At 35.0% G+C, this 24,933-nt stretch carries 19 protein-coding genes; 1 reads left to right on the top strand and 18 read right to left on the bottom strand.

The features are described 5' to 3' along the window. Position 1: 1 nt before the first annotated feature. From smc to aspS, 12 genes are all read right to left on the bottom strand, one after another. On the bottom strand, positions 2-3,535 hold the full coding sequence (smc, locus tag ACTQ46_RS00455; RefSeq protein WP_441746564.1) for a chromosome segregation protein SMC: 3,534 nt from the start codon (positions 3,533-3,535) through the stop codon (positions 2-4). A gap of 13 nt (positions 3,536-3,548) precedes the next feature. Then, positions 3,549-4,604, bottom strand: a complete 1,056-nt coding sequence (locus ACTQ46_RS00450) for an elongator complex protein 3 (RefSeq protein WP_441746562.1) — start codon at positions 4,602-4,604, stop codon at positions 3,549-3,551. Further along, the gene (gene rnc / locus ACTQ46_RS00445) at positions 4,594-5,310 is read right to left on the bottom strand and encodes a ribonuclease III (protein ID WP_441746560.1); all 717 of its coding nucleotides are present in this window, start codon (positions 5,308-5,310) and stop codon (positions 4,594-4,596) included. Before rnc ends, ACTQ46_RS00450 begins: the two co-directional genes overlap by 11 nt. Positions 5,311-5,330: 20 nt before the next feature. Beyond that, entirely contained in the window at positions 5,331-6,323 is a 993-nt protein-coding gene (gene plsX / locus ACTQ46_RS00440) for a phosphate acyltransferase PlsX (protein WP_441746558.1), read from the bottom strand. A 145-nt stretch (positions 6,324-6,468) separates the two neighbouring features. Next, positions 6,469-6,651, bottom strand: coding sequence for a 50S ribosomal protein L32 (gene rpmF / locus ACTQ46_RS00435; protein ID WP_441746556.1), 183 nt, complete (start codon positions 6,649-6,651; stop codon positions 6,469-6,471). Positions 6,652-6,758: 107 nt separating this feature from the next. Beyond that, positions 6,759-7,946, bottom strand: coding sequence for an acetate kinase (locus tag ACTQ46_RS00430; RefSeq protein ID WP_441746554.1), 1,188 nt, complete (start codon positions 7,944-7,946; stop codon positions 6,759-6,761). A 9-nt stretch (positions 7,947-7,955) separates the two neighbouring features. Continuing rightward, positions 7,956-8,549, bottom strand: a complete 594-nt coding sequence (gene plsY / locus ACTQ46_RS00425; protein WP_441746553.1) for a glycerol-3-phosphate 1-O-acyltransferase PlsY — start codon at positions 8,547-8,549, stop codon at positions 7,956-7,958. Next, positions 8,549-9,865 (bottom strand): ribosome biogenesis GTPase Der, encoded by a 1,317-nt coding sequence (gene der, locus ACTQ46_RS00420; RefSeq protein ID WP_441746551.1) that lies wholly within the window; start codon positions 9,863-9,865, stop codon positions 8,549-8,551. The genes plsY and der overlap by 1 nt, the downstream gene beginning before the upstream one ends. A 104-nt stretch (positions 9,866-9,969) precedes the next feature. Beyond that, positions 9,970-11,214: a serine hydroxymethyltransferase gene (gene glyA, locus ACTQ46_RS00415; RefSeq protein WP_441746549.1), complete on the bottom strand. Its 1,245-nt coding sequence runs from the start codon at positions 11,212-11,214 to the stop codon at positions 9,970-9,972. A gap of 12 nt (positions 11,215-11,226) precedes the next feature. Next, complete coding sequence (locus tag ACTQ46_RS00410) at positions 11,227-11,616, bottom strand: SoxR reducing system RseC family protein (protein ID WP_441746547.1); 390 nt, start codon at positions 11,614-11,616, stop codon at positions 11,227-11,229. 13 nt (positions 11,617-11,629) lie between these two features. After that, positions 11,630-12,361 carry a tRNA threonylcarbamoyladenosine dehydratase gene (locus ACTQ46_RS00405; protein WP_441746545.1) on the bottom strand — a complete coding sequence of 244 codons (732 nt, stop codon included), beginning with the start codon at positions 12,359-12,361 and terminating at the stop codon, positions 11,630-11,632. Further along, positions 12,354-14,132, bottom strand: coding sequence for an aspartate--tRNA ligase (gene aspS / locus ACTQ46_RS00400; protein ID WP_441746543.1), 1,779 nt, complete (start codon positions 14,130-14,132; stop codon positions 12,354-12,356). The genes ACTQ46_RS00405 and aspS overlap by 8 nt, the downstream gene beginning before the upstream one ends. Before the next feature lie 153 nt (positions 14,133-14,285). Here aspS and ACTQ46_RS00395 point away from each other — a divergent pair, with 153 nt between their 5' ends. Then, positions 14,286-15,638: a helix-turn-helix domain-containing protein gene (locus ACTQ46_RS00395; RefSeq protein ID WP_441746541.1), complete on the top strand. Its 1,353-nt coding sequence runs from the start codon at positions 14,286-14,288 to the stop codon at positions 15,636-15,638. Between the two features lie 44 nt (positions 15,639-15,682). Here the strand turns inward: ACTQ46_RS00395 and ACTQ46_RS00390 are convergent, their stop codons facing one another. The 6 genes from ACTQ46_RS00390 to ACTQ46_RS00365 are packed head-to-tail and all read right to left on the bottom strand — an operon-like array spanning position 15,683 to position 24,921. Continuing rightward, positions 15,683-16,861 carry a pyridoxal phosphate-dependent aminotransferase gene (locus ACTQ46_RS00390; RefSeq protein WP_441746539.1) on the bottom strand — a complete coding sequence of 393 codons (1,179 nt, stop codon included), beginning with the start codon at positions 16,859-16,861 and terminating at the stop codon, positions 15,683-15,685. Further along, the gene (locus tag ACTQ46_RS00385; protein ID WP_441746538.1) at positions 16,848-18,002 is read right to left on the bottom strand and encodes a tetratricopeptide repeat protein; all 1,155 of its coding nucleotides are present in this window, start codon (positions 18,000-18,002) and stop codon (positions 16,848-16,850) included. The genes ACTQ46_RS00390 and ACTQ46_RS00385 overlap by 14 nt, the downstream gene beginning before the upstream one ends. A gap of 28 nt (positions 18,003-18,030) precedes the next feature. Continuing rightward, entirely contained in the window at positions 18,031-19,728 is a 1,698-nt protein-coding gene (argS, locus tag ACTQ46_RS00380) for an arginine--tRNA ligase (RefSeq protein ID WP_441746536.1), read from the bottom strand. A gap of 10 nt (positions 19,729-19,738) precedes the next feature. Beyond that, positions 19,739-22,105: an endonuclease MutS2 gene (locus ACTQ46_RS00375; RefSeq protein WP_441746534.1), complete on the bottom strand. Its 2,367-nt coding sequence runs from the start codon at positions 22,103-22,105 to the stop codon at positions 19,739-19,741. Continuing rightward, positions 22,106-24,385 carry a DUF3656 domain-containing U32 family peptidase gene (locus ACTQ46_RS00370; RefSeq protein ID WP_441746532.1) on the bottom strand — a complete coding sequence of 760 codons (2,280 nt, stop codon included), beginning with the start codon at positions 24,383-24,385 and terminating at the stop codon, positions 22,106-22,108. It abuts the gene before it with no gap. After that, complete coding sequence (locus ACTQ46_RS00365; protein ID WP_441746530.1) at positions 24,385-24,921, bottom strand: hypothetical protein; 537 nt, start codon at positions 24,919-24,921, stop codon at positions 24,385-24,387. The genes ACTQ46_RS00370 and ACTQ46_RS00365 overlap by 1 nt, the downstream gene beginning before the upstream one ends. Positions 24,922-24,933 lie beyond the last annotated feature (12 nt).

Below are 24,933 nucleotides of genomic sequence, written 5' to 3'. Positions count from 1 at the left end.
CCTATTTTAAGTCTAAAGTTATAACATTACTAATACCCTCTTTTTGCATACTCACCCCATACAAAACATCTGCTATTTCCATCGTTGATTTCCTGTGGGTGATCATAATAAACTGAGTGTACTCTGATAGTTCTTTTAAATATTTCGTGTACCGATATATATTCGCTTCGTCTAATGCAGCATCTATCTCATCTAAGATGCAAAATGGAGAGGGATGATTTTCAAATATCGCGAAAAGAAGCGCTACTGCTGTTAATGAACGCTCTCCTCCAGAGAGAAGATTTAAGTTCTGCAGTTTTTTTCCTGGCGGTTCTGCTACAATCTCTATACCAGATGAAAGTATATCATTCTCATCAACCCTTAAGGATGCTTTTCCGCCATTGAAAAGAACTTGAAAAATACGGTTAAAGTTTTTATTGATCTTTTTGAAACTTTCAATGAAGTTTGTCTTCATATTCTCGTCTAAACTACTGATGATCTTTTCCAAGTTTAAAGTAGTTTCAATTAAATCCACTTTTTGATTATTCATATTGTTATATTCTTCAGATTCTTTCTCGTATTCTTCGATAGATTCTTTTCGGTATTCCCCTATTTGAAAGAGAGTCTTCTTCATATTCTTGATCTCTTGACGTGTATGATCTACGGAAATAGATTCATTCAGCTGATACTTATCTTCTAAATTAAGAGAAATATTATATTCTTCAAAGATTCTGTCCACTTCTTTGAGTATCTTTTCCTCTTGTCTTTCAATTTTTTCCGTGAGCGAATGAATGCTGTAATCCTTTTTTAGAATATCTTTATCGATTTCGCTTATTCTGTGGTTGATCTTTTCACGCTTTTGCGCCAATTCTAAATGAAGTTGTTTTAATATAGGATTCTCTTGCTGTTTTTTATGATAGGAAACTTCCATCTGCTCTGCATCAACGTTTATTTGACGATTCTCTTCTTCCAGCAATTGGATTGTTTTATATAAATCTTCAAGCTTATTCTGAACTTCGGCAAGAAGTATTCTTTCTTGACTGGTCTCTTCCTCAATCTTTAACAACTCGTTTTCATTTATTCTTAAATCTCTCTTCCCAGCTTCTGAAAGATTATCCGCTTTATAATGATCCATCTCAAAAGTTTGAAGACTTTTTTGATTGCTCTCAAGTTTTAATTCCATCTCTTCTTTAAGAATAGATTTTTCTTGAATACTCTTTTTTAGATAAGCAAGCCTTTCTTCATGGTCTTTTGTAAAAATCGTCTCCGATTTTTTCTCGTAATACTTTTTATATTCTTCCTGTTTAATTCCGAGAATTTCTATTTGTGTTGAAAAATATTCCTTTTGGTTTTGAATATTTTCCATTTCTTTTTGAAGTTCCTCTACTTCTCTATCTAAATCTTCTAAATCTTTTTTATACTGCTCTAAAGACTCCTTATGATCTTTTATGAAGTTGATCTCTACCTCGAATTGTTTCGATTTTTCTTTGATTTTGTTTTTTATATCTTCTATTTCTTTTTCTCTATTCACGATGGATACACCCTTGTTTTGAGTCTTCTTATATCCGCCGACAATTGAACCCCAAGTATTGATAAGATCTGCATCTAATGTAACAATTCTATAGTATGGATATTTCTTCTTGATCTTAATCGCTGTATCCATGTTCTGTACAATAAGAGTTCTATTTAAAAAATAATCAATGATGGAACGATACTCGTCATCGCTTCTGACTACAGTCGAAGCAATACATAAAACATCGGGATCTTGAATATCCTCGGTCGCTTTTTTCGCTTTAATCGACTCCATTGGAAGAAAAGTAAGTCTTCCGATTTTCTTCTCTTTTAAAAAGCGAACTAAATCTTTAGCATCCTGATCTGTTCTAGTTACAATACTCTGAAGATTTCCGCTTAATAGAACTTCGATTGCCTTTTCATATTTTTTTTCAACTTGAATCAAATCTGCTAAGGCTCCTCTAGATTTATTGGATAAAGATTCATTTTTCTTTAACTCTTTAAGAAAAGACGCAACTTGACGATAGTAGCCTTCGTAATTGTCTTTAATTTGAAACAAAAAGTTGTATTTATTTCTTAGATCTTTTCCTTCTATTTCTAAATTTATTTTTTTTCCTTCAGATTCCTGTAATTTTCTTCGCTCTGTTTCCAACTTTTCTTCAAGATATTGTCTCTTTTCTTTGTTTCTACTTATCCGATTGGATAATTCTACAGCTTTATCATTGAAAATCAGTATGTTCCTTTTATGTTTCTCTATTTCTTCTGCAGTCTTCTCTTCTTGCTCAAGATATTCTTTAGTGTTTTTTTCCTCGTGTAAAGAATGCTGAAAATTCGTTTCTTTTAAAGCAGTTAATCGATTAAACTCATTTTTTTCCCCGTCTAAAGTTTCTATAAATAAACGATACTCATGATTCAGAGTATTTTCTTGTTCTTTAAACTCTTGAATCGAAGCTTGCGCCTTTTTAAAAGCCCTTGTATATTCTTTTATTTTTTCTTTCAGTTTTTCAGCTTCTTGGAAAAGGTTCTGTTTATCTTCTTTTTTTCTTTCGATATTTTTTGTATAAATTCCTATTTGAGTTTTCAGGCGTTCTGACTCGTTTTTACTAAAATGCAGTTTTTCCTGATTTAAATCATAATTAGATTTTAGTTTCTCTTTATTGATTTCTAAATCTCTTAATTCCTTTTCCTGCTTTTCCAACTCAACATTTAAATCTGCTAATTCTTCCGTAGTAGAAGATAATTGCTGAGAAAGATCATCTTTTTCATCTTTGATAAATGCCATTTGAGTTTCTAATTCATTTAGCTTTTCGGAATATTCTTCTTTTAATCGATTAAAGGATTGGATATCATATAAAGCTATATTTTTATCTTTTTCTAGTAAATCCTTTTCTATTCCCATCGCTTTAGAAGCTCTAGATGCTTCTTTTTTCAAATAGTTCAATTCAGCACTTTTAACATTAAGCAGTTCTTCAATGGTTTTAACATTTTCTCGAACATGTTCTAGTTTTTTTAGTGATTCAATCTTTTTGTATTTTAATTTTGAAATCCCGGAAGCCTCTTCGAATATTTCTCGGCGGTCTTCTGATTTGGAATTCAAAATACTTTCTATTCTTCCCTGTCCTATAATAGAGTAGCCGTCCTTGCCTATTCCCGTATCTAAAAACAGCTCTCTAATGTCCCTTAATTTGCATTTCGATTTGTTTAGATAATAGTTAGACTCTCCATTACGAAAAACTCTTCTTTCGATGGTTATTTCCTTATAATCAAGGGGAAGCCATTGACTCTCGTTGTCAAAAGTCATCGATACCTGGGCTACGTTTACAGGTTTAATTTTTTCTGTTCCTGCAAAAATAATATCTTCCATCTTTGTCCCCCGAAGAGATTTTGCGCTTTGTTCACCCAAAACCCATCGGATTCCGTCTGCAATATTTGACTTCCCGCTTCCATTAGGTCCAACTATAGCTGTAATCGGATGGTCGAATTCAAGATTGATCCTATCTTTAAAAGATTTAAAACCGTGAAGTCCAATCTTTTTTAATTTCATACTTCTTCCACCTTTATAATGATTGGTTAAATATATCTTCTTTCATAAATCTTATGCTGCTCTTCTTATTGATAATAATCTCTATGTCCTTTCTCTTTTCCCCTCTAAAACCAATAGTTTTAATTTTATATTTCTCAATTAAACGATTTTTATTTCGTTTATTCAGCCCTATAAAATAATTTAATATCTCATGAGGAGCGGAAATTATTAAATGATCAATATTCTTAATATGCCGAAGTTTTTCTTCTAAAAAGCTGTAGTACAATTCTTCTTCTGCAAGCATCCGAATACTAGGGTGAAAAGGACCTGCGATAACACTTTTATTCTCTGCTATTTCTTCTGAGGGCTGGAGTCCTACACGAATAACAGGAATCTTTTTTCTATAAAATACAGGTAGAATTTTCTTAAGAACAAAAACAGCTTCCTCTAATTTCAAAGGTGTATACACTCCTCTATGATAAAGCTCTTCCAAATAGGTATCCGCTAACGTCAATGTGGGATAGATTCGGACAAAATCAGGCTTCAAATCTGCAATATTTTCGGCAGAAAAAAAAGCAGACTTTAATGAATCTCCATAAAGTCCGATCATCATTTGGAGTCCTAATTCAAAAGAATTATCTCGGATCATTTTTGCTGCCTTGACAACATCCATTGCTGTATGGCCTCTGCGATTGAGAGACAAAACAGCATCATCCATAGACTGCACACCTAATTCGATCGTCTTGACATTAAAACTTTTTAGAATTCCTAGTATCTCTTCGTTTATATAATCGGGACGTGTAGACAGCCTTAAACTGTCAACCTCTCCCTTTTCTATGAATTCATTACCGATTTTTAAGTATTCGATCATTTCCTTCTTTGGAATTCCTGTGAAACTCCCCCCATAAAAAGCGATCTGTCTCTCTTTTCTTGATTTGAAATAGTGAAGATAGTTTTCGATAGATTTTCTAATGCCTGAACTGTCTAGGGGAGCATTCTGCTGGGTAATCTTTTTTTGATTGCAGAAAGCGCAATCATGGGGACAGCCGCAGTGAGGAACGAAAACAGGAACAATGTTTTTAGAGTTCATCCCTAATTCCCAAAATCTCAATAGCATTTTGCGCAGCTGCCTGTTCTGCGCTTTTTTTATTTTTGCCCACACCGCTTCCTATAGGTTTGTCCTCGGAATGGACTGAAGCATAAAATACTTTCTCATGCTCCGGTCCGATTTCTTTGTCTATAGAATATTTCAGCTGCTTTCCTGCTTTTTGAAAGTATTCTTGAAGGGTTGTCTTATAGTCCTTAATCTGATCTGCATAATTCAGATAGTCTAAAAGCTTTTCGCTAAGAACTTCTTCAAAATATATCTGAGTACCATTAAAGCCGGAATCTAAATACACAGCTGCAATCAACGCCTCAAAAGCATCTGCAAGGATAGAATCCCGATTTCTTCCCCCAGACAATTCTTCGCCTCTTCCCATCTGCAAATATTCGCCAAGGCCCAACTGTCTTGCCATATTCGCAAAACTAGGCTCGCAAACAAGCCGGCTTCTTTTTTTAGTCATTTCCCCTTCTTGAAAGCCATCTTCTTTTTTGTATAGAAGATCACTCACGATAAGCCCCACTACAGCATCGCCTAAAAATTCCAATCGTTCATTGGACAAAGTTTTATCTTGATTTTCATTTGCATATGAACTGTGATATAAAGCCTGGTTCAGCAGATCTTTATTTCTGAACTGATAATCTATCTTCTCTTCAACTTCCGACAATTCTTGAATTCTCTTTTGATCCAACATACAATCCTTTCTTTTTTAAACTAAAATTCTTTTAGCAATATATTCTTAATCTCTTCATTGGTTCCTTGTTCAAGATATTGAATAAGGTTTGAAATTCCGCCTGCAATTATATCTTTATCGCTGGAACCATGAGATTTAAATACTGGTTTGTTTAATCCCAATAGAGGTGCGGAACCGTACTTATTAAAATCAAATACACGGGCAGCAGCACCGAAAATATTTTTGCATAAAATCATCTCTTCTTGTGTTTTTGCATTTTTTGCTATTGCATCTTGGATGACTTTGCCTAAGACCATCGAAACACCTTCTGTAGTTTTTAAAACAGTGTTTCCTGTAAATCCGTCTGTAACAACTACATCAGCTTTTCCAAAATAAATATCTCTCGCTTCAATATTTCCGATGAAATTAATAGAGGAATTTCGCAGCGTCTCAAAGGTCTCTTTTCTTAACTTGTCTCCCTTGCCTTCTTCTGATCCGATATTTAGCAAAGCTACTGAGGGATTTTCTTTTCCAAGGATCCCTTTCGCATAGAAAGATCCCATTACCGCAAACTGAGAAAGCATTTCTACAGTACAGTCTACATTCGCTCCTACATCCATTAATATAAATGGAGTTGTTAGGGAAGGAGCCATTATCATAAGCGCTGGACGTTTCACATTCTTTATTCTTTTAACGATCAACGTTCCTCCGGCCAAAAGAGCTCCTGTACTTCCGCAGGATAATAAGCCGTCGTATTCCTCTTTCAGCAATGCTTTCAATCCGATTACAATACTGGCATTCTCCTTTTCTCTTAAGGCTTTGGTCGGTTCCTCTGTATTTTCAATAAAACAATCTGTATCTAAAAAGGAAAATCGGCTGGCGTCGATTTTATCTCCAATTACATCTTTAATTTTATTTTCAGGCCCAACAAAAAGCACTTCAAATCCTGTATGTTGATCCATAGCTTTTAGCGTACCAAGAACTACCTCTTCATAGCCTTTATCTGCTCCTAGAGTATCTATAATGATTTTCATCGATTCCTCCTATTATTATTATTTCATGATCATTTTATCATATTTATTCATCTTTACCTAGGCGGTTCATTGTATGGCCTTATCCTTTTTCCACTAAAAAAACTCCCTGTTTTGACTAGGGAGTTTCGTTATTCTTATTCTCTAATTAATTTTCTGTTGATAATACTTCTTTTCCGTCATAATAACCACAAGCTTTACAAACTCTATGCGGTAATTTTTGTTCATGACAATTTGGACATTCCATTATTGTAACTCGGGGTAATCTATAAGAAGATGCTCTTCTTTTATCCCTTCTTGTTTTTGAAGTCTTTCTTTTTGGTACTGCCATTATTACACCTCCTGCCTGATAACACCGAATAAATATCTATATTTATATTCATCCTGTTTTAAAATTTCAACAAGGTTTATTATACCCATCTTTTGACGTTCTGTCAATTATTTTGTTAATTCTAATGTATCTCTTGCAATCATTAATTCTTCATTGGTTGGAACTACGAAAACCTTGATTCTTGAATTGTCTGAAGAGATTAAAGCCTCTTTACGCGTATTGTTTCTTTCAGCGTCGATTTCAATACCTAGTTCTTCTAAACCCGAAACTATATCCGCTCGCATTATAAGTGAATTTTCGCCGATTCCCCCTGAAAAACAGATTGCATCTACATGACCTAATTCCGCCATATAAGCTCCGATATATTTTCGAACTCGTTGGCTAAACATATCAAGCGTAAGTTTAGCTCTTTCATTGCCCTCTTCTGCTGCATCTTCTAAGTCTCTAAAATCGCTGCTCATTTGAGATACACCTAAAGCACCGGATTTTTTATTTAAAATACTATTCATCTCAGCTGGCGTAAATCCTTCTTCTTCCATTAAGAACGTTAAAACAGTCGGATCTAAATCTCCAGATCGAGTTCCCATCATAAGACCTTCTAGGGGAGTTAAACCCATCGTAGTATCAAAGCATTTTCCGTTTTTTACAGCTGAAAGGCTTGAACCGTTGCCTAAATGAACAGTAATAATATTGATTTCATCTTCAGGCTTTTCTAACAGCTCAGCTGTTCGTTTTGTAATATACTTATGACTTGTTCCGTGGAATCCGAATTTACGGATGCGGTATTTTTCGTAGTACTCATATGGGATACCATATATGTAATTCATCGCAGGCATTGACTGATGGAATGCTGTATCAAACACTGCTACATTTGGTTTTCCAGGTGCAATTTTTTCACAAGCTTCAATTCCCATTAAATTTGCTGGATTATGCAGTGGTCCGAATTTCACATATTCTTTAATTACTTCTTTAACATGATCATCGATTAAAGTTGATTCTGTAAGTTCTTCCCCGCCATGAAGTACTCTATGTCCGATAGCGGTAATTTCATCTAAAGAAGAAACCAATCCATTCTCTTCATCGGTAATTACTTCAAATACCTTTTCGATTGCTTGAGTATGGTTATCTGCAACAATATCTTGAACAAATTTTTCTCCATCTACCTCATGCTTGATTCTAGATCCGTCAATACCGATTCTCTCTACAATCCCCTTGCCAAGCACTTCCTCGTTGTCCATATCAAATAATTGATATTTTAATGATGAACTTCCACAGTTGATAACTAAAATTTTCATACAGTCCTCCTAAATATTAATGTGAATTTTATTTTCTTCTCCAATCAACAGCCTCCAAATATTTTGTCTATGCTTATAAATCGTCATTAATCCTAAAACTAATAACATAGCCGATAGATAAATCTGGGCTGTCAAAAAGAAATATGCACCAATAACTAATCCTGCAGCCGCAGCCAACACTGAACCTAAGGATACATATTTAGATATTATAACAGTAATTAAAAAAATAACAAACATAATAAACGCAATTATCGGCTGACTCATTACAAGCACACCAAAAGATGTGGCAATCCCTTTGCCGCCTTTAAAACGGAAAACTACCGGCCAATCGTGGCCTAATACCACAAATATTCCAGCAAGCATAATACCGAAATCTCCCATAACACGGCTTCCGATATAAGCTGCTATCATTCCTTTTATGAAATCTATAATAAATGTGGCCGCACCTATTTTTTTCCCAAAGGTTCGCAGTGCATTCGTCATACCTGCATTGCCGCTTCCATATTCTCTTATATCTTTATTATATAAAACCTTTCCTATAAGCAATGAACCGGATATATTTCCTAAGAAATAAGAGAAAAGACATAGTAATAAAATTCTCATTACTCTCCTCCCCTCCCTCTAATTTCAAATTGGAGAGGTACACCGTCAAAACTATAGTTCATTCTAATTTGATTTTCTAAATATCTTAAATAAGAGAAATGCATTAGTTCTTTTTTATTAACATTTACCACAAATTTAGGCGGACGTGTCCCTACTTGAGCTATATAGTAGATTTTAAGTCTTACTCCTTTATCCGTTGGCGGCGGATTATGCAATACCGCATCTGTAACGATATCATTTAAAACTGCTGTACTGATTCGTAAAGAGTAGTTATTGTCTACAACCTTTATTAAATCAAATAATTTGTTTATTCTTAAACCATCCTTGACGGAAATAAAGACTATAGGGGCATAACTAAGGAAACTAAGCTGATTTCTAATATCTTTTTCGAAATTCCTCATAGTTTTATCATCTTTTTCAATAAGATCCCATTTATTAATAGCAATTATAATTCCCTTGCCCTCTTCATGGGCATAGCCGACTACCTTCGAATCCTGCTCCGTAATGCCTTGAGTTGCATCGATCATCATCACACAGAGCTCGGATCGATCGATGGCTGAAAGGGTTCTTAAAACAGTATATCTTTCTGTTTCTTCCGTAACAGACCGTTTTCTTCGAAGCCCTGCTGTATCGATAAAGATATATTCATTGCCGTCGTATTCTACTCTACTGTCGATTGCATCCCTTGTAGTCCCGGGTATGTCCGTTACAATCATTCTTTCTTCGCCTAATACCTGATTGATCAAAGAAGATTTTCCAACATTTGGTTTACCGATAATGGCAACATGGGTTGCTTCCTCTTCCTCGCCGATACTGTTGACTTCATAATCTTCCAGTACTGCATCCAGCAAATCGCCTATCCGCAATGCATTTTCAGCACTTACCGGATAGATATTTTCAAATCCCAGTTCATAAAATTCGTATATGAATTCTTCCTGCTTTTTACTGTCGATTTTATTGACTGTTAAAAAGATTTTCTTCTTCGTTTGGCGAAGGAGTCTCGCAATCTCTCTATCATCGTTTGTGATGCCTGTGCGTCCGTCAACAAGAAAAATAATTGCCTCTGCCATATCTATGGCCAAATCCACTTGTTTTTTTATTTCTACAGAAAATCTTTCTTTGCTATCGGGTTCGATACCGCCAGTATCCACTAAAAGAAACTTTTTATGCTGCCACTCTCCTTCTTGATAAAGGCGATCCCTTGTAACACCCGGATCATCTTGAGTGATGGCTATTCGTTTACTGATTAATTTATTAAATAAAGTAGACTTTCCTACATTTGGTCTCCCTACTATTGCTATTACCGGTTTATTCATTATAATATTACCTTTCTGATTACTCTCGAACAGATCAAAATCTATTACAATGGTATCAAAAAAAGAACTCAAATACAATTGTATTTGAGTTCTTTATTGAAATATTAATATCCAATATTTTCGTAAAGTGGGAATTTACTCATTAAATCAAGTACATCTTGTTTAATCTCTTCAGTTGAACGAGATTTCTTAAGAGTATCGATCATAAGTTTTCCGATAACTTTCATATCTTCTTCATCAGCACCTCTAGTTGTAACAGCAGGTGTACCGATACGTACTCCAGAAGTTACAAATGGGCTTTCAGGATCATTAGGAATAGTGTTTTTGTTTACAGTAATATTTACTTCGCTTAATAGAGCTTCAGCTTCTTTTCCTGTAAGACCTAAATCACGTACGTCTAATAATAATAAATGGTTATCCGTTCCGCCAGATACTAAACGGATTCCGCCTTCTGTAAGCGCTTCGCCTAATGCTTTGGCATTCTTGCATACTTGGTCGATGTATTGTTTATATTCGTCAGATAATGCTTCTTTGAAAGCTACAGCTTTACCAGCAATAATATGCTCTAATGGTCCACCTTGTAACCCTGGGAATACAGATTTGTCAATTAGTTTCGCATGTTCTTCTTTACAAAGAATCGCTCCACCTCTAGGTCCACGAAGAGTTTTGTGAGTAGTAGTTGTTACTACATCAGCGTAAGGAACTGGATTTGAATGCTTTCCAGCTGCTACTAAACCAGCTACGTGAGCCATATCTACCATAAATAAAGCTCCAACTTCTTTAGCGATTTCTGAAAATCTTTTAAAGTCGATTTCTCTAGGATATGCACTAGCACCAGCTACGATTAGTTTAGGTTTTGCTTCTTTAGCTTTTGCTAAAACATCATCATAATCGATAACTTCATCTTCGTTAACACCATAACTTACAAAGTTGAATACTTTTCCTGAAATGTTTACTGGTGAACCATGAGTTAAGTGGCCACCTTCTGATAGGTTCATTCCTAGGACAGTGTCTCCTGCTTTTAGTAAACCAAAGTATACAGCAACGTTTGCATCCGCACCTGAATGTGGTTGAACGTTTGCATGATCTGCTCCAAAAATCTCGCATAATCTTTTTCTTGCTAAATCTTCAGAAACGTCAACGTGCTCGCATCCGCCGTAATATCTCTTTCCTGGATATCCTTCTGCATATTTGTTTGTTAATGTAGAACCATTCGCTTCTAATACCGCTTCAGAAACAAAGTTTTCTGATGCAATAAGTTCAATGTGTTCTCTTTGTCTTTGTGTTTCTTTTACAATTACCTCGTAAATTTCTGGATCATAGTTTTTTAAATTGTTTAATGGGTTCAATTCAAACTCCTCCTATTTTATTATTCTTTCTAATCTTATCACATTTGACGAACTTATGAAAGCATTTTCATCAAATATTTTTATTACAATAATTGCAAGCCCTACACAGAACAATCCTATAAGGAAAGAATATATTTCGTATGACTCGATATTCATACGGCTGAACACATAAATACTAATAACCAATCCCAGAATAAAGGCGATTAAAGGAACTGTATACAACAATAAAGAATACTTCAAAAGCTTTCCTTCCGGTGCTTCCAGCATAACACGATCTCCCTTTTCAACACCAAGATCATTTTTTACTTCAACGATAGATACGTTTTCTTGGCCGGCACATCCGCCGCAAGCCTCGCACTTTCCACCGCAGGCTTCTTGACGTTCTACAGCAATATATGCCATCTCGCCCTCTACTCTAACTACTTGTCCTTGTTTTTTCATTATTTTCCTTTCCGATTATATCTTTAATCACTTCGCTTGCTATAACAATACCCGCAACAGAAGGAACAAAGGCCACACTGCCTGGACTTCTTTTCCCGTATTGATCCCCGGTGATCGTTTTAGTCGGTTTCTCAGAAGACCAAACAGTTTTTAACTTCTTTACCCTTCTCTGCCTAAGCTCTCGTCTCATCACTCTTGCCAAAGGACAATAATATGTCTTATAAATATCCGACACTTTAATATCCAGTGGATTCACTTTGTTTCCAAAACCCATTGAAGAAATAATATTTATATTATTCTCATAACAATATTCAGCCAAACAAATTTTGCTGGTAATTGTGTCTATACTGTCAATCACATAATCAAAATCCTTCAAACCAAAATCCTCAAGATTTACACAGTCCATTCTTTTTTGAAGCGTTGTTAATTTCAATTCTGGATTAATATCCAATAAACGCTTGCGAAATTCATCTACTTTAACTTTGCCAACATTGGACTGAAGAGCAATTATCTGGCGATTGATATTTGTTGCGTCAATGGTATCCTGATCAACAATTGTTAAACGTCCAACCCCGCTTCGTACTAAAGTTTCGGTACAATTTCCCCCTACACCGCCAATTCCAAAAACGATAACCGAACTGTTTTGCAGTTTTTCTATAGCATCGGACCCAAGCACAGCTTGAGTCCGAGCCAATATACTATTCATTTATTTTATTTATCTCCAAATTTAATTCCTCCAGCTGAATTTCATTGACCGATCCAGGAGCATTTGTCAATAAATCCGTTGCCGACTGTGTTTTAGGAAAAGCGATAACATCTTTGATATTATCGGAACCTGTCAAAAGCATGCACATGCGGTCAAAGCCGTAAGCCAGTCCACCATGAGGCGGTGTACCGTACTGTAGAGCTTCCACAAAAAATCCGAATTTTTCTTCTATATCTTCTTTGGATAATTTTAATAATTTAAAGATCTTGTTTTGCAGGCTGCTGTTATTGATACGGATTGAACCGCCTCCGATTTCATCTCCATTGATTACGATATCATAGGCTTTTGCACGTACCTTTTCAGGAGATTGGTCTAATAATTCCAAATCTTCCTCCATAGGCATTGTAAATGGATGATGTTTTGCCACATAACGATTCTCTTCTTCATCGTACTCAAACATCGGGAAATTCACAATCCATGATACCGCCATTGCTTTTTCGTCGATTAAATCGAGTTTTGAAGCTGCTTCATGGCGTAAAGCACTTAAAGTTTCAAACACAGTGGAATCCTTATCGGAAATCAATAAAATCAAATCATTTTCATTATTTCCAAAGGCATTGCAGATACCTTCTAATTCTTTTTCCGAAAGGAATTTTGCAATAGGAGACTGAACTTCCCCCTCTTTAACACGAATCCATGCCATACCTTTTGCTCCATGAGTTTTCGCGAATTTTTCTAAGGCATCCACTTTTTTTCTTGAAAAATCCTTTTGGTATTCCCCTAAATTAATCCCTCTAACAGAGCTTCCTTTTTCATTTGCAGCGGCAAACACTTTAAATTCAGAATCTTTGACGATTTCTGAAATATCTGTGATTAAGAAACCAAAACGCAGGTCTGGCTTATCGCTGCCGTAATTTTCCATAGCATCCTGATACGACATTCTAGGAAAGGGTCTTGGCAGATCCACATCAAGAATCTCTTTAAAAACTCTTGAAAGGAGACCTTCATTCAATTCCATAATGTCTTCTTGATCTGCAAAGGACATCTCCATATCGATTTGAGTAAATTCAGGTTGTCTATTGGCTCTCAAATCTTCATCTCTAAAACATTTTACGATTTGATAATAGCGGTCCATTCCAGCTACCATTAAAAGCTGTTTCATTAATTGAGGACTTTGAGGCAGAGCATAAAATTTCCCCTTATTAATTCTTGAAGGAACCAAATAATCCCTTGCTCCCTCTGGAGTCGGCTTATTTAAAAATGGTGTTTCTACTTCAACAAAGGAATATTTATCCAGATAATCTCTAACAATCTTAGCAGCTTTCGCTCTGATCTTCAGATTTTTTTGCAGATTTGATTTTCTTAAATCAAGATATCTGTATTTTAATCTCATTTCATCAGAAACATTGTCATCATCTTTTATATAGATCGGAGGAGTCTTTGCTTCGTCAAAAACTTTAATTTCTTCAACGATAAGTTCCACATCCCCTGTAGGAATATTTTTATTTTTAGATTCTCTTTCAAATAATACGCCTCTAACCCCGATAACATATTCTGATTTTAATCCTTGGGCAATTTTAAAAATATCAGGATTCTCATCACGGACAACAATTTGGCAAATCCCTGTTGTGTCTCTTAGATCAATAAAAATAAGGCCGCCTAAATCCCTTGCCTTTGCTACCCATCCCATGATAGTGACTGTCTTTCCTACATCTTCTTTTCTAAGTTCGCCACACATGTGATCTCTTTTTAATTTATTTGTAATTGACATTTAAGTACTCCTTCTGCTTTTTTAGCTTTCATTTAGTTTTATTATAACGAAAGGAAAGATGATGGTCAACGAAGCAGACTTCTATTGAACAACTCATTGTGATAATATAATAGTGATTACGTACTGTTAAAACAACTATAAAAGAGGTATATAATGCAATTAGATCTATTGTTACACCAATGGAATCAAAACAAGCTTGTCTTTCTTCACAACAATACAAATATCAAAAGCATCCGTTTCTATCAAAAAGGAGTAGCTATTGACTCAAATACGCTATATCTTCTGGACTCCACAAAATTCCTTACTGAGAAACATCCTGCTGGAAATTTTCTTCTTTATGCAACGAATCCGCCTATCGCGCTGTCTAAAAATACGGAAGATAATATCATAATTATAGAAGAAAACCGTAATCTATTGGAAGATATGAACGAGCTGCTTTCTATACTTGACCGATTCCAAAAATACTACGATAAACTATATTTATATATCGCTCAAAACGCAGAACTAGATGATTTTATCTATCTAATTTACGAATTTTTTGAGACAAAATTATGTATTTTAGATAAAAATAAAAAATTGATTTATAATATCTTGGATTTTAAATCCGTTGAAAAGATATTTCCATTAGAAATTCAAAAAACAAATCTAAAAAGAATATACGGCTATTTGGGTTTCGAGAACACAAATCCGCTATATGATTCAGAAATCGAAAAAACAGCTAAAATTTTAGGCCCTTATCTCTTTAACCGTACAAACGCATTGATCAATTCAAAGGATCATTTCTATCAAAGTCTAAAGAATCTGTTTCAGGATGCCTTTCGAGAAACAGATTATGAGAATCTCAGAAATATAACCTGGGATTTAGAAGATGATTATGAAATTTACATGATGGAATTGGAAAACGGTTTATACTATTATAAAAATATGTTTATTAACGGGAATCGATTTGCACTAGATCATCCAATGTATATGTACAGCATTATTGAAAATAATAAACTAATCTGTCTCATAAATCATAAGAACAAATCTTCTGATACTCTTCTTCAAAACCTCGGCGATTTTGTAGAAGAATATAAATTAAAACATGTAAGGGTATCCCTGCATCGAAATCTATTGCAGTACAGCAAAACGGTATCTATGGCAAAAATGCTCCTCGATCATGACATAAAATTAGAAGGCCCTTTAGAAAAACAGCTGAACCCGCTAGTTTATGAGTTGGCAGTACGCTTCGCTTCTTTAGAATATTTTATTCCTAGAGAACTTCAAATGCTGAAGGATCATGATGAAAAAAACCACTCCGATCTCTTAAAAACCCTGTATTTTTATCTGCTAGAAGAACGCAGCTTAATCAAAGCCTCTGAAAGATTGAATGTTCATCGAAATTCAATAGTCTACAGAACCAATAAGATTAATGAAATTATAGATATTGATCTGGACGACACAGACACCAGAAGCAATCTCTTATCTGCATTGGAAATAATGTACCGCTGCGGTTTAGTAGAATAAAAAAACAAGTATCCCCTATCGTCAAGATAGAGATACTTGTTTTTTTATTTTTTATAATAATCACTTAATTTTTTAAATGCTTCTAGACTTCTTTCGACCATATTTGGATCTACACAATAGGACAAACGTACATATCCCGGTGCGTAAAAATCATCCCCCGGCACGATTAATAGATTAAAATCTTTTGCTTTTTCGCAAAAAGCAACACTATCTTCTTCCAACGCCTTAGGAAACAGATAAAAAGCACCTGTCGGCTTTTCGCAGTGAAAACCTAAATCCGTTAATGTTTTATACAATAAATCCCTGTTTTTACGGTAAGTATCTGTTTCTGAAAACTGCCCGATGCTTTTTCCTAGAACCGCTTGGAACAATGCAGGCGCATTAACAAAACCTAAAACCCTCCCCGCTCCGGCAATAGCATAAGCTGCCTCTTGATAATTCTCGATTTGTTTTGGGAAGAGAATATATCCGATTCTTTCGCCAGCCAAGGACAAAGATTTACTGAAAGAATAACAGACTATAGTATTGGCATAGTATTTGGGGACAAAAGGAACCTCCGTATCATCGAAGACTACTTCTCTATAAGGTTCGTCAGAAATCAAATATATAATCTTTTCGTATTTCTTGGAAGCATCCTTTAATATTTGCGATAATTCTTCGATTCTTTCTTCGCTGTAGATCACCCCTGTAGGATTATTCGGAGAGTTTATAATAACTCCTTTCGTATTCTCATTAATACTGTTTTTAACAGCATCTATATCCAAATCAAAATTTTCTTTGGAAGGAACTATAACCATTTTCCCTCCCTGTCCTTCGATAAAAACCTTATATTCCGGAAAGAATGGTGAAATGACAATATATTCGTCTTTTTCAACAGTAAGCGCTTTTAAAGTAATCGTTAAAGAAGCTGCTGCTCCGCAGGTAAGATAAAGCTCTTCCTTTGATACAGGGAAATTTTGGGAACTGCTGATATAATCTGCGATGCTTTCCCGAACGGAATCCATCCCCGGTGCTGAGGTATAACCGTGTATTCTTGGATTTTCCTCGATAATTTCATGAATGGAGCTGTTGATTATTTCTGGAGCTAAAGCATTTGGATTTCCTAAACTGAAATCATAAACATTTTCAGCCCCTATTTCTTCTTTTCTTTTTTTTCCAAATTCAAATAATTCTCGAATCGATGAACGGCTCGAGCCTAATTTGACCATTTTACTGGAGATCATCGGACTCCTCCTTGTATTTTTTAATATTTTCTCTGAGAATCATTGCCTCGTTAAACATATCCTCGGAAATATCATCATAGCTGATAATTGTTTCAAGATCTTCCAAGGCTTCGTCTACTTTGCCCATGTTAACATTTATCGCAGCTCTATTATATAGAAGCCTCTCATTTTCTTTATAAACCTCTAGACCTTTATCTATGATTTCTCTGGCTTTTGTGATATTGCCTCTTTCATAATAGGAAAAAGACAGGTCTTGATACAATTCCAGTCCTTTAAATCCGTTTTTCAAGGATTCTTCATATAATTCAATAGCCAGATCCAGTTCCTGAAGATTCCTATAAGTAAAACCTAAATAATATTTTACTATTGCAGAATTAAGACGTGTGTTCAGCTCATTAAGCAGCTCCAAACTTTCATAGTATTTTCCATTTTCTAAATACTCAACTGCTTTTTTTAATTGCGCATCTGAAGAAAGCTCTTCAAGCTTTACAGAAATATCGCTCATAATCTCCTCCCGATATTCCGCTGGCAATGAATATTTATCAGCACCTATAAGAAGCTCTCCCCCGCGTTTTAAATACTTAAATGCCTCATCATGATGCCCTTCTTCGATGTCGTAAAGACCTAATCGATAATAACTTAATGGGAATTCTGGGTCTAATTCTATTATTTCATCTAAAAGCCATCTTCGAGCCGTTTTCGTTTCTTTTAATAACGATCCTTGTTTAAGCTTTTCAAGAGTTACAACATAATAATAAGAGTTTAATACCATTGCTGAATGGAGAATATAGTTAGTTCTAAAAAAATGAAGAGCATCTTCTCCGTATTCCAATTCCATTAATCCATGGGTAAATAAATAATGTTCTAAATCATCAATAGATTCTTTTAATACTTCTTTATAAATATTATTGTAAACAAAATCCGGATCGATAGAAATATTAAAAACCATTCCTCTGATAAAAAACTCAAAGGGAATTTCTTCTTCAAAATTGCCTTCCTGAATCTCTTCAACAAAATCTTCCCGAATAATAGGAAGGGTTAAATCACGATATTCTTTTTCATTAATAATCAATGGTTTCTTTATGTCTAAATACAATAACCGTTCTGATTGAGATTGAAGAAGCTTTTGGATACTATTCATAAAACATCCTCTCTTTAACGCTGTTCTTTTACATTTTCTGCGGCGACTGAAGTCCTATTAAGCCTAAAGCAATTTTCAGCACTTTATTCACAGAATAGGTTAAAAATAATCGTGCATCCCGCAATTCTTTCTCTTCTGACAGGATAGGACAGGCATTGTAAAATTTATTAAATGCACTCGATAGATTCACAGCGTATCTTGTAACAAAACTTGGTTCGTATTTTTCGATTGCATCCTGTATAACTCTTGGAAAATCATAAAGCAGCTTTGCGATTTGCACTTCTTCTTCTGATGTTAAAAGATCTTCTCTTACCGCTTTATCATAATCTCCGCCGCCTTTTGTTAAAATCGAGCAGGATCTGGCATGGGTATATTGGACATAAGGGCCTGTCTCTCCATCAAAATTCAGAACCTGATCCCAGTCGAATTCATAATCTTTCACTCTATTATTAAAAAGGTCTTGAAATATTACTGCACCTACACCAACGTCTTTCGCAACCTGTTCTTTGTTTTCGAGTTCAGGATTTCTTTCATTGATAATATCTAACGTTTTGTCAACAGCTTTCTTTAAAACATCTTCAAGGAAAATGACTTTCCCTTCTCTTGTTTTCATAGCACCGTCTTTCATACTGATCATGCCGAAAGATACATGGATACAATCATCAGCCCAGGAATAGCCCATTTTCTTTAAAACCGCTTTTAACTGCTGGAAATGAAGATTTTGCTGAGAAGCTACTACATAGACATTTTTATCGAAAGCATACTCTTTTTTTCGATAGATTGCTGTAGCGATATCTCTTGTTATATAGGTACTTGACCCATTACTTTTTTTTACTAGCACTGGAGGAAGATTTTCATCTTCAAGATTTACAATAATAGCCCCTTCTGATTCTTCAAGAAGATTTTTATCTTCCAGCTCTTTAATCGCTTCTTCCATAAATTGGGAATGAAAGGCTTCTCCATTATATGAATCAAATTCTACGCCAAGCAGTTTATATGTTCGTTTAAATTCTTCTAAACTGATTTCTTTAAACCACTGCCATAGTTCTACGGCTTCAGGATTTTTCTGCTCTAATTGATCAAACCAGTAGCGTGCTTCCTCCATAAGATTATCGTCTTCTTTTGCCATCTTGTTATATTTAACATACAAATTCAGCAATTCTTGGATCGGATCTTGATTGATTTTATCTCTATCTCCCCATTTTCGATATGCGGAAATCATCATTCCAAACTGAGTGCCATAGTCTCCTAGATAATTGATGCTGGTCGTATTATAATTCTCGTACCTTAAAATATTATTGATCGCATTGCCGATAACAGTGCTTCGAATATGACCGATGTGAAAAGGCTTCGCAATATTTGTAGAAGAGAATTCTACAATCATATTCTTTCCTTCTCCTGTATTTCTAGCACCAAAATTCTCTTGACTTCTGATCTCTTCAAACACCGTTTTAAAATAAGCTTCTTTTGATAAAAAGAAATTAACATAAGCGCCTTTTACTTCGACATTTTGAATCATAGAATCTTTTTCTATGTTTTCTGCCAATTCTTCTGCAATTAATGCAGGATTTTTCCTTAAAACTTTAGCCAGCTGAAAACAGGGGAATGCAAAGTCACCCATCTCATCATTTGGCGGTATTTCGATTAACTCATTTATTTTTTCTGTTTCTAAATCAATTCCTGTCCCTTTGATTTTATCAACTATATATTTTTTAAAATCCAGCATATAAACTCCTCTATTTTAATTCTACGACAGTAACCCCTAAGCCGCCTTCAGAAAAACTTCCATCTCTAAATGACTTTACGTGTTTTTGTCTATGCAGATAATTTTGTACGCCTTTACGCAAAGCGCCTGTGCCCTTTCCATGGATTAATCGGACTTCTTTGTGGCCGAAGAGATAGGCATCGTCTAGATATTTATCAATCTCAACAATTGCTTCCTCTACATTCGTTCCTCTAAGATCAATTTCGTTTTTTACATTTTGAGATTTTCTAGCCTTTATGACTTCTCTTACTTGAACTTGGCTTATATCTTCCTCTTTTTCCCTAATTAGTTTCACATTTTTCTTGTTGACATTCATCTTGAGGATGCCGACTTGAACTTGAAAATCACCTTTTCTATCCGGAAGGGATAAAACTTCTCCTATTTGCCCTAACCCTAATATTTCAACATCATCTCCTAGATGTATAGTTAGAGCTTTCTTGCTTTTGTTCTCTTTTAAAAGTTCCTTTTTCTTTTTTAATCCAGACATGCTTTTATTCAGCCTGCCTTCGACTTCATTCAATTTCTGATGATCAATGATTCCGCCTTGTTGATAACGCAGTTCCTTTATCAAGGACTGAGATTGTTCTTTTGCTTCTTCTAAGATCAAATAGGCCTCCTCTTTTGCCTCTTGAAGTATTTTCTCTTCTTTTCGAGACTGCTTTTCCGCTTCGATTTTAAGTTTCTCTTTTAAAGACTGTATTTCGCGTAAAGATTTTTCCTGTTCGATTTTCATAGCTTCTAATTCTTTTTTGTTTTTTTCAATATTGATTAAAACATCTTCAAAGCTTTCATTTTCATCATCAATAAAACTTTTCGCCTGAGAAATGATTGTATCTTCCAGTCCAAGTCTTCGCGATATTTCGAATGCATTCGATTTACCAGGCAGCCCGATTTCCAATTTGTACGTTGGTCTCAATGTTTTTACATCAAATTCCACCGCTCCATTAATAACCCCTTCAGTTTTTAATGCATAGTATTTCAACTGGGAGTAATGTGTTGTCGCCATGGTGGTAATATTATATTCTCTCAATTTTTCTAAAATAGAAATAGCTAAAGCAGCACCTTCTATAGGATCTGTTCCTGCTCCCAGCTCATCAAGCAAAACTAGTGAATCTTCTGTGATATTGTTGAAAATACGAACAATATTCGTCATATGAGCAGAGAAAGTACTTAGGGACTGCTCTATACTCTGTTCGTCTCCAATATCTGCATATATATTTTTATAAATTGTGATCTTCGATTCCGGTTCGCAGGGAATAAACAATCCCGATTGTGCCAGCAGGTTCATAAGTGCTGCTGTTTTTAAAGTAACCGTCTTCCCGCCTGTATTAGGCCCGGTGATCACTAGCGTATCAATATCTTTATCGATCTTTAAGTCGATTGGAACCACATCTTCTCTTGGAATTTCTGGATGTCTTGCTTTCTTTAAATCAATTTCTCCGCTTTCTAAGAGTATTGGTTTTGAAGCCTCCATATCTATAGCAAGCTTCGCTCGGCAGAAAATCAAGTCCAGCTGAAGAAGTACACGAACATTTTCATTGATTTCTTTTTCATATTCAAATGCCTGAAGCGACAATTCCTTTAGGATTTTGTGAATCTCTTCCTTTTCTTCCCGCTCAAGCATCCGAAGATCATTATTTAATTCAACAATCACCATCGGTTCAATATATACAGTAGCACCTGAAGTAGACTGGTCGTGAATAATTCCTTTAAATGTACTTTTATTTTCAGCTTTTACAGGTACTACATAACGGCCTTCTCGGATTGTAATGATTTCATCTTGAAGCTTTCCAGACTTGCTTTCGCTTTTAAGAATACTTTGGAGCTTATCGCGGATCGACTGGGACGTTCGCACCAAAGATCTTCTAATTCGATTTAAATTTGGAGAAGCATCATCAGATATTTCAGTATCCGATAGAATGATTGCAGACAACTTTCTTTCAATATTAGAAAGATCTGTAAGACGATCTGCATATTTCTTAATCTCCTCCTGCTCGTCTTTATCTTCTGATATATCAAAATAATTTAAAAACTCGTGCACACTTCTTAAGATATCAGACAAATCCAAAAGATCTCCCATTTCCATTATTCCGCCGATGGAAACATGGTGAAGTTCTTGTTCAAAAGAACGAATACCGTAAAGACTCGGCATTCCATGATGATCAATCAAATGAAGCGCCTGAGATGTTTCAGAAAGCAGCTGCTCTATCGGCTCTTTTTCTATTAAGGGTCTGATCTTACCTATACTCTCTTTTGTTAATGAAGAAGAGGCATAGAATTTTAATTTTTCGAGTATTAAATTGTAATTTAATTTATCTAAAGTCTTTTGATCGATCAATTACTCCACTCCTCTTTTATAATGAGCCTTTGAAAACATCTTATTATAGTTTGTGCCGCTGGATTTATTCTCAAATAAAGAATAATAATGATTAAAGACCTTCTCGGGGTTTTCATCATTGCTTATATCTAACCTCAGAGCGTCAGCTCTGGCAGACAAAATCTCATCAAAAAAGTTTGCAGTCTCCATAGGTTCTTCATTATAAATTCTTGTGAAACCATAATTCCTTGAGACCTTCAACCACTGATTTTTACAATCTGTCATATAAGCCTCTTTGAAAGAACAATTTACGCAGTCAGCAAGTATATCACATTTTTTTAAAGAACTGAAAGGACAAAATCTCGTAGTCATCACCAGTAAAGGACTGTAGACAATAAGCTCTTTCCTAATTCCCGGAATATCTTCTATCTCATTGATCTCGTCAAAATTCAGCTCAAGGGAAAGAGCAGCCTGTATACAACCATATTCTTGCAGCAGCTTGAGATATTGGGAGTTTGCTATGTTAAAAGTCCAATCGGCATAAACATGTTTCCCGAAGTTTTCAATAAAATACAGTTCGTTGATACTGCTGACCAAAAACCCTTCTATCTTATCTAATTCATCTATAATTTGTTTTTTTACGAAGCGCTCATTCTTATAATCAATTCTGGGTACTTTAAAAATATATTCCTTGTTTTTATATTCTTTGGAAGCCCCGGAAAAATAGTAGTTTTCTACTTTTCCTTCTCCTATAGAGAAATTCTCTGTTTCCAATAGCAATGCTTTTTCTGGATTTCCTCTTTTACTGGATACACCAAAACTAAAATCTTCTATAAAATCACGGGAGTGTTTCTTTGAAGCTTTCTTATATAATAAATCTAGAGCTTCTCTTCTTAAAGCATTCAGCTCTCCCATGGAAATAAACAGATCTTCTTCGATATCAATTTTTATAGATTCTGGAACAAATAAGGTATTACCCGTTTTTGCCAATTGTTTTATTATTTTTTCTTTTGTGATCGGGGCATTTTCTGCTTCTTGAATAGGATCTTCGCCAAATATTTCAACTGAAATCTCACCAAGATTTACTTTTAGTTCAGCTCTGGAGTTTTTTCTTCCCTTAAAGAATAAAGAAATCCCTCTTTTTTTAAACGATTGATTGCTAAACACCTCTAAAAAAGATTCGTTGGAGATCCGATTAACCAAACTGTTTATTTTAGCATCTTTAATATGAGATATATCTAAAGTTTCATTTCTTTTTAATTGGTTTTTCACTTCCAACTGAAGATGTTTTCCTCGTTTTGTTTCAAAAAGCAGGATATCTCCTTTATTCAAATCTTCTTCCAGTTTTATTTGAATCTTTTTCTTTTTTACGATCTTTCCGATTCTCTTACCTTTGTGAAGATCTTTTCGGTCGATTTCTTTCAGCTTCGCATTGTCTAAACTCCATTGAAATCCTTCCGTAAAATCCCGATTTCTAAATTCTTCTAAATCAAAAGAATATTCAAAACCTTCCAGTTTTGCTTTATAATTCATGACCGCAGAGTAAACATATTCCGGCTTTTTCATACGTCCTTCGATTTTTAAAGAATCAATACCAAGTTCTTGACTTTTATTAATATGATTTATAGTATTTAAATCTTTTAAACTTAAATAGGAGTTTTCCTCACCGACTCTTTTCTTCTCTTTCGTATATAACTGGTATTCTTTTCGGCACGGCTGAGCGCAGCGCCCCCTGTTTCCGCTTCTACCCCCAATAAAGGAACTCATATAGCAGCTCCCGGATTCGCATACGCAAAGAGAGCCATGAATAAACATTTCTAATTCGATATCTATCTGGTCTTTAATCCTTTTGATTTCTTCCAAGGGGATTTCTCTAGCAAGAACAATTCTCGAAAACCCGATCTCTTTCAAAAAAGACGCACCATACACATTCCTCGTATTTAACTGAGTACTGGCATGAATTTCTAAATCCGGCATCTGTTTATTTATCGCTCTTGCCAGCCCCAAGTCCTGTAGTATCACAGCATCTACATCGTTGTTGTAAAGGAAACGGATATAATTTAGCGCCTCTTCCATTTCCCTTTCTTTAATGATTGTATTTACTGTTACATATACTTTTTTATTATAGAAATGACAGAGAGAAATAGCTTGGCTCATTTTATCATCTGTAAAATTATGGGCATATGCTCTTGCGCTAAATTGACTGCCTCCAATATAAACGGCATCCGCTTCTGCTTGTATTGCCGCAGCTAGCATTTCTTCGTTTCCTACCGGTGCCAGTATTTCACATTTTCTGCTCATTAACGAACCTTACCCTTCAGTTCTTCCAATTCTTTCCTCAAACGGTTCATAGACTGTTGATTGTCTAAAAAAATCTTTTCAAGTCTACTTTGATTTTTTTCTAAAGCTTCAATTTTTTCGGATTTTTGGGAAATAGTATTTTCTAGATCTTTAATTTTCTGGTTCTTTTCGAAAATATCCCTATTTTTTTCTTCTAACTTTCTTCTGTAAACAGTCTCTTGGTTCTCTTTTTCTCGAATGGTTGATTTGTATTTTTCTATCTCTTCTAAAAGCTCCGGGTATTTCTCTAAAGGAATTCTAGAATGTTCTTGATATCTGCTGTATGCATCTTTCTCTGCAAATAATTCTTCAGCAATATTCAAAGCAGACAATTGTGATAATGCCAGTTTCGTAAGACTGCTGTGCTGCAGTGCTAATTGGTCCACTAGTTTTTCAACATATTCTATAATCTCTTCTGCTTCGTTTTCGCTTCTATCCGTTAATAAAGTATATGGCAATCCGTTTAAATAAACCTCTATTCGATTTTTTTTAGTCATACACTGCACCTT

It is taken from the genome of Gallicola sp. Sow4_E12, from assembly GCF_052116305.1.
In the GTDB taxonomy this organism is placed as follows: domain Bacteria; phylum Bacillota; class Clostridia; order Tissierellales; family Peptoniphilaceae; genus JBQKLI01.
This window is presented reverse-complemented; position numbering and strand designations above follow the sequence as displayed.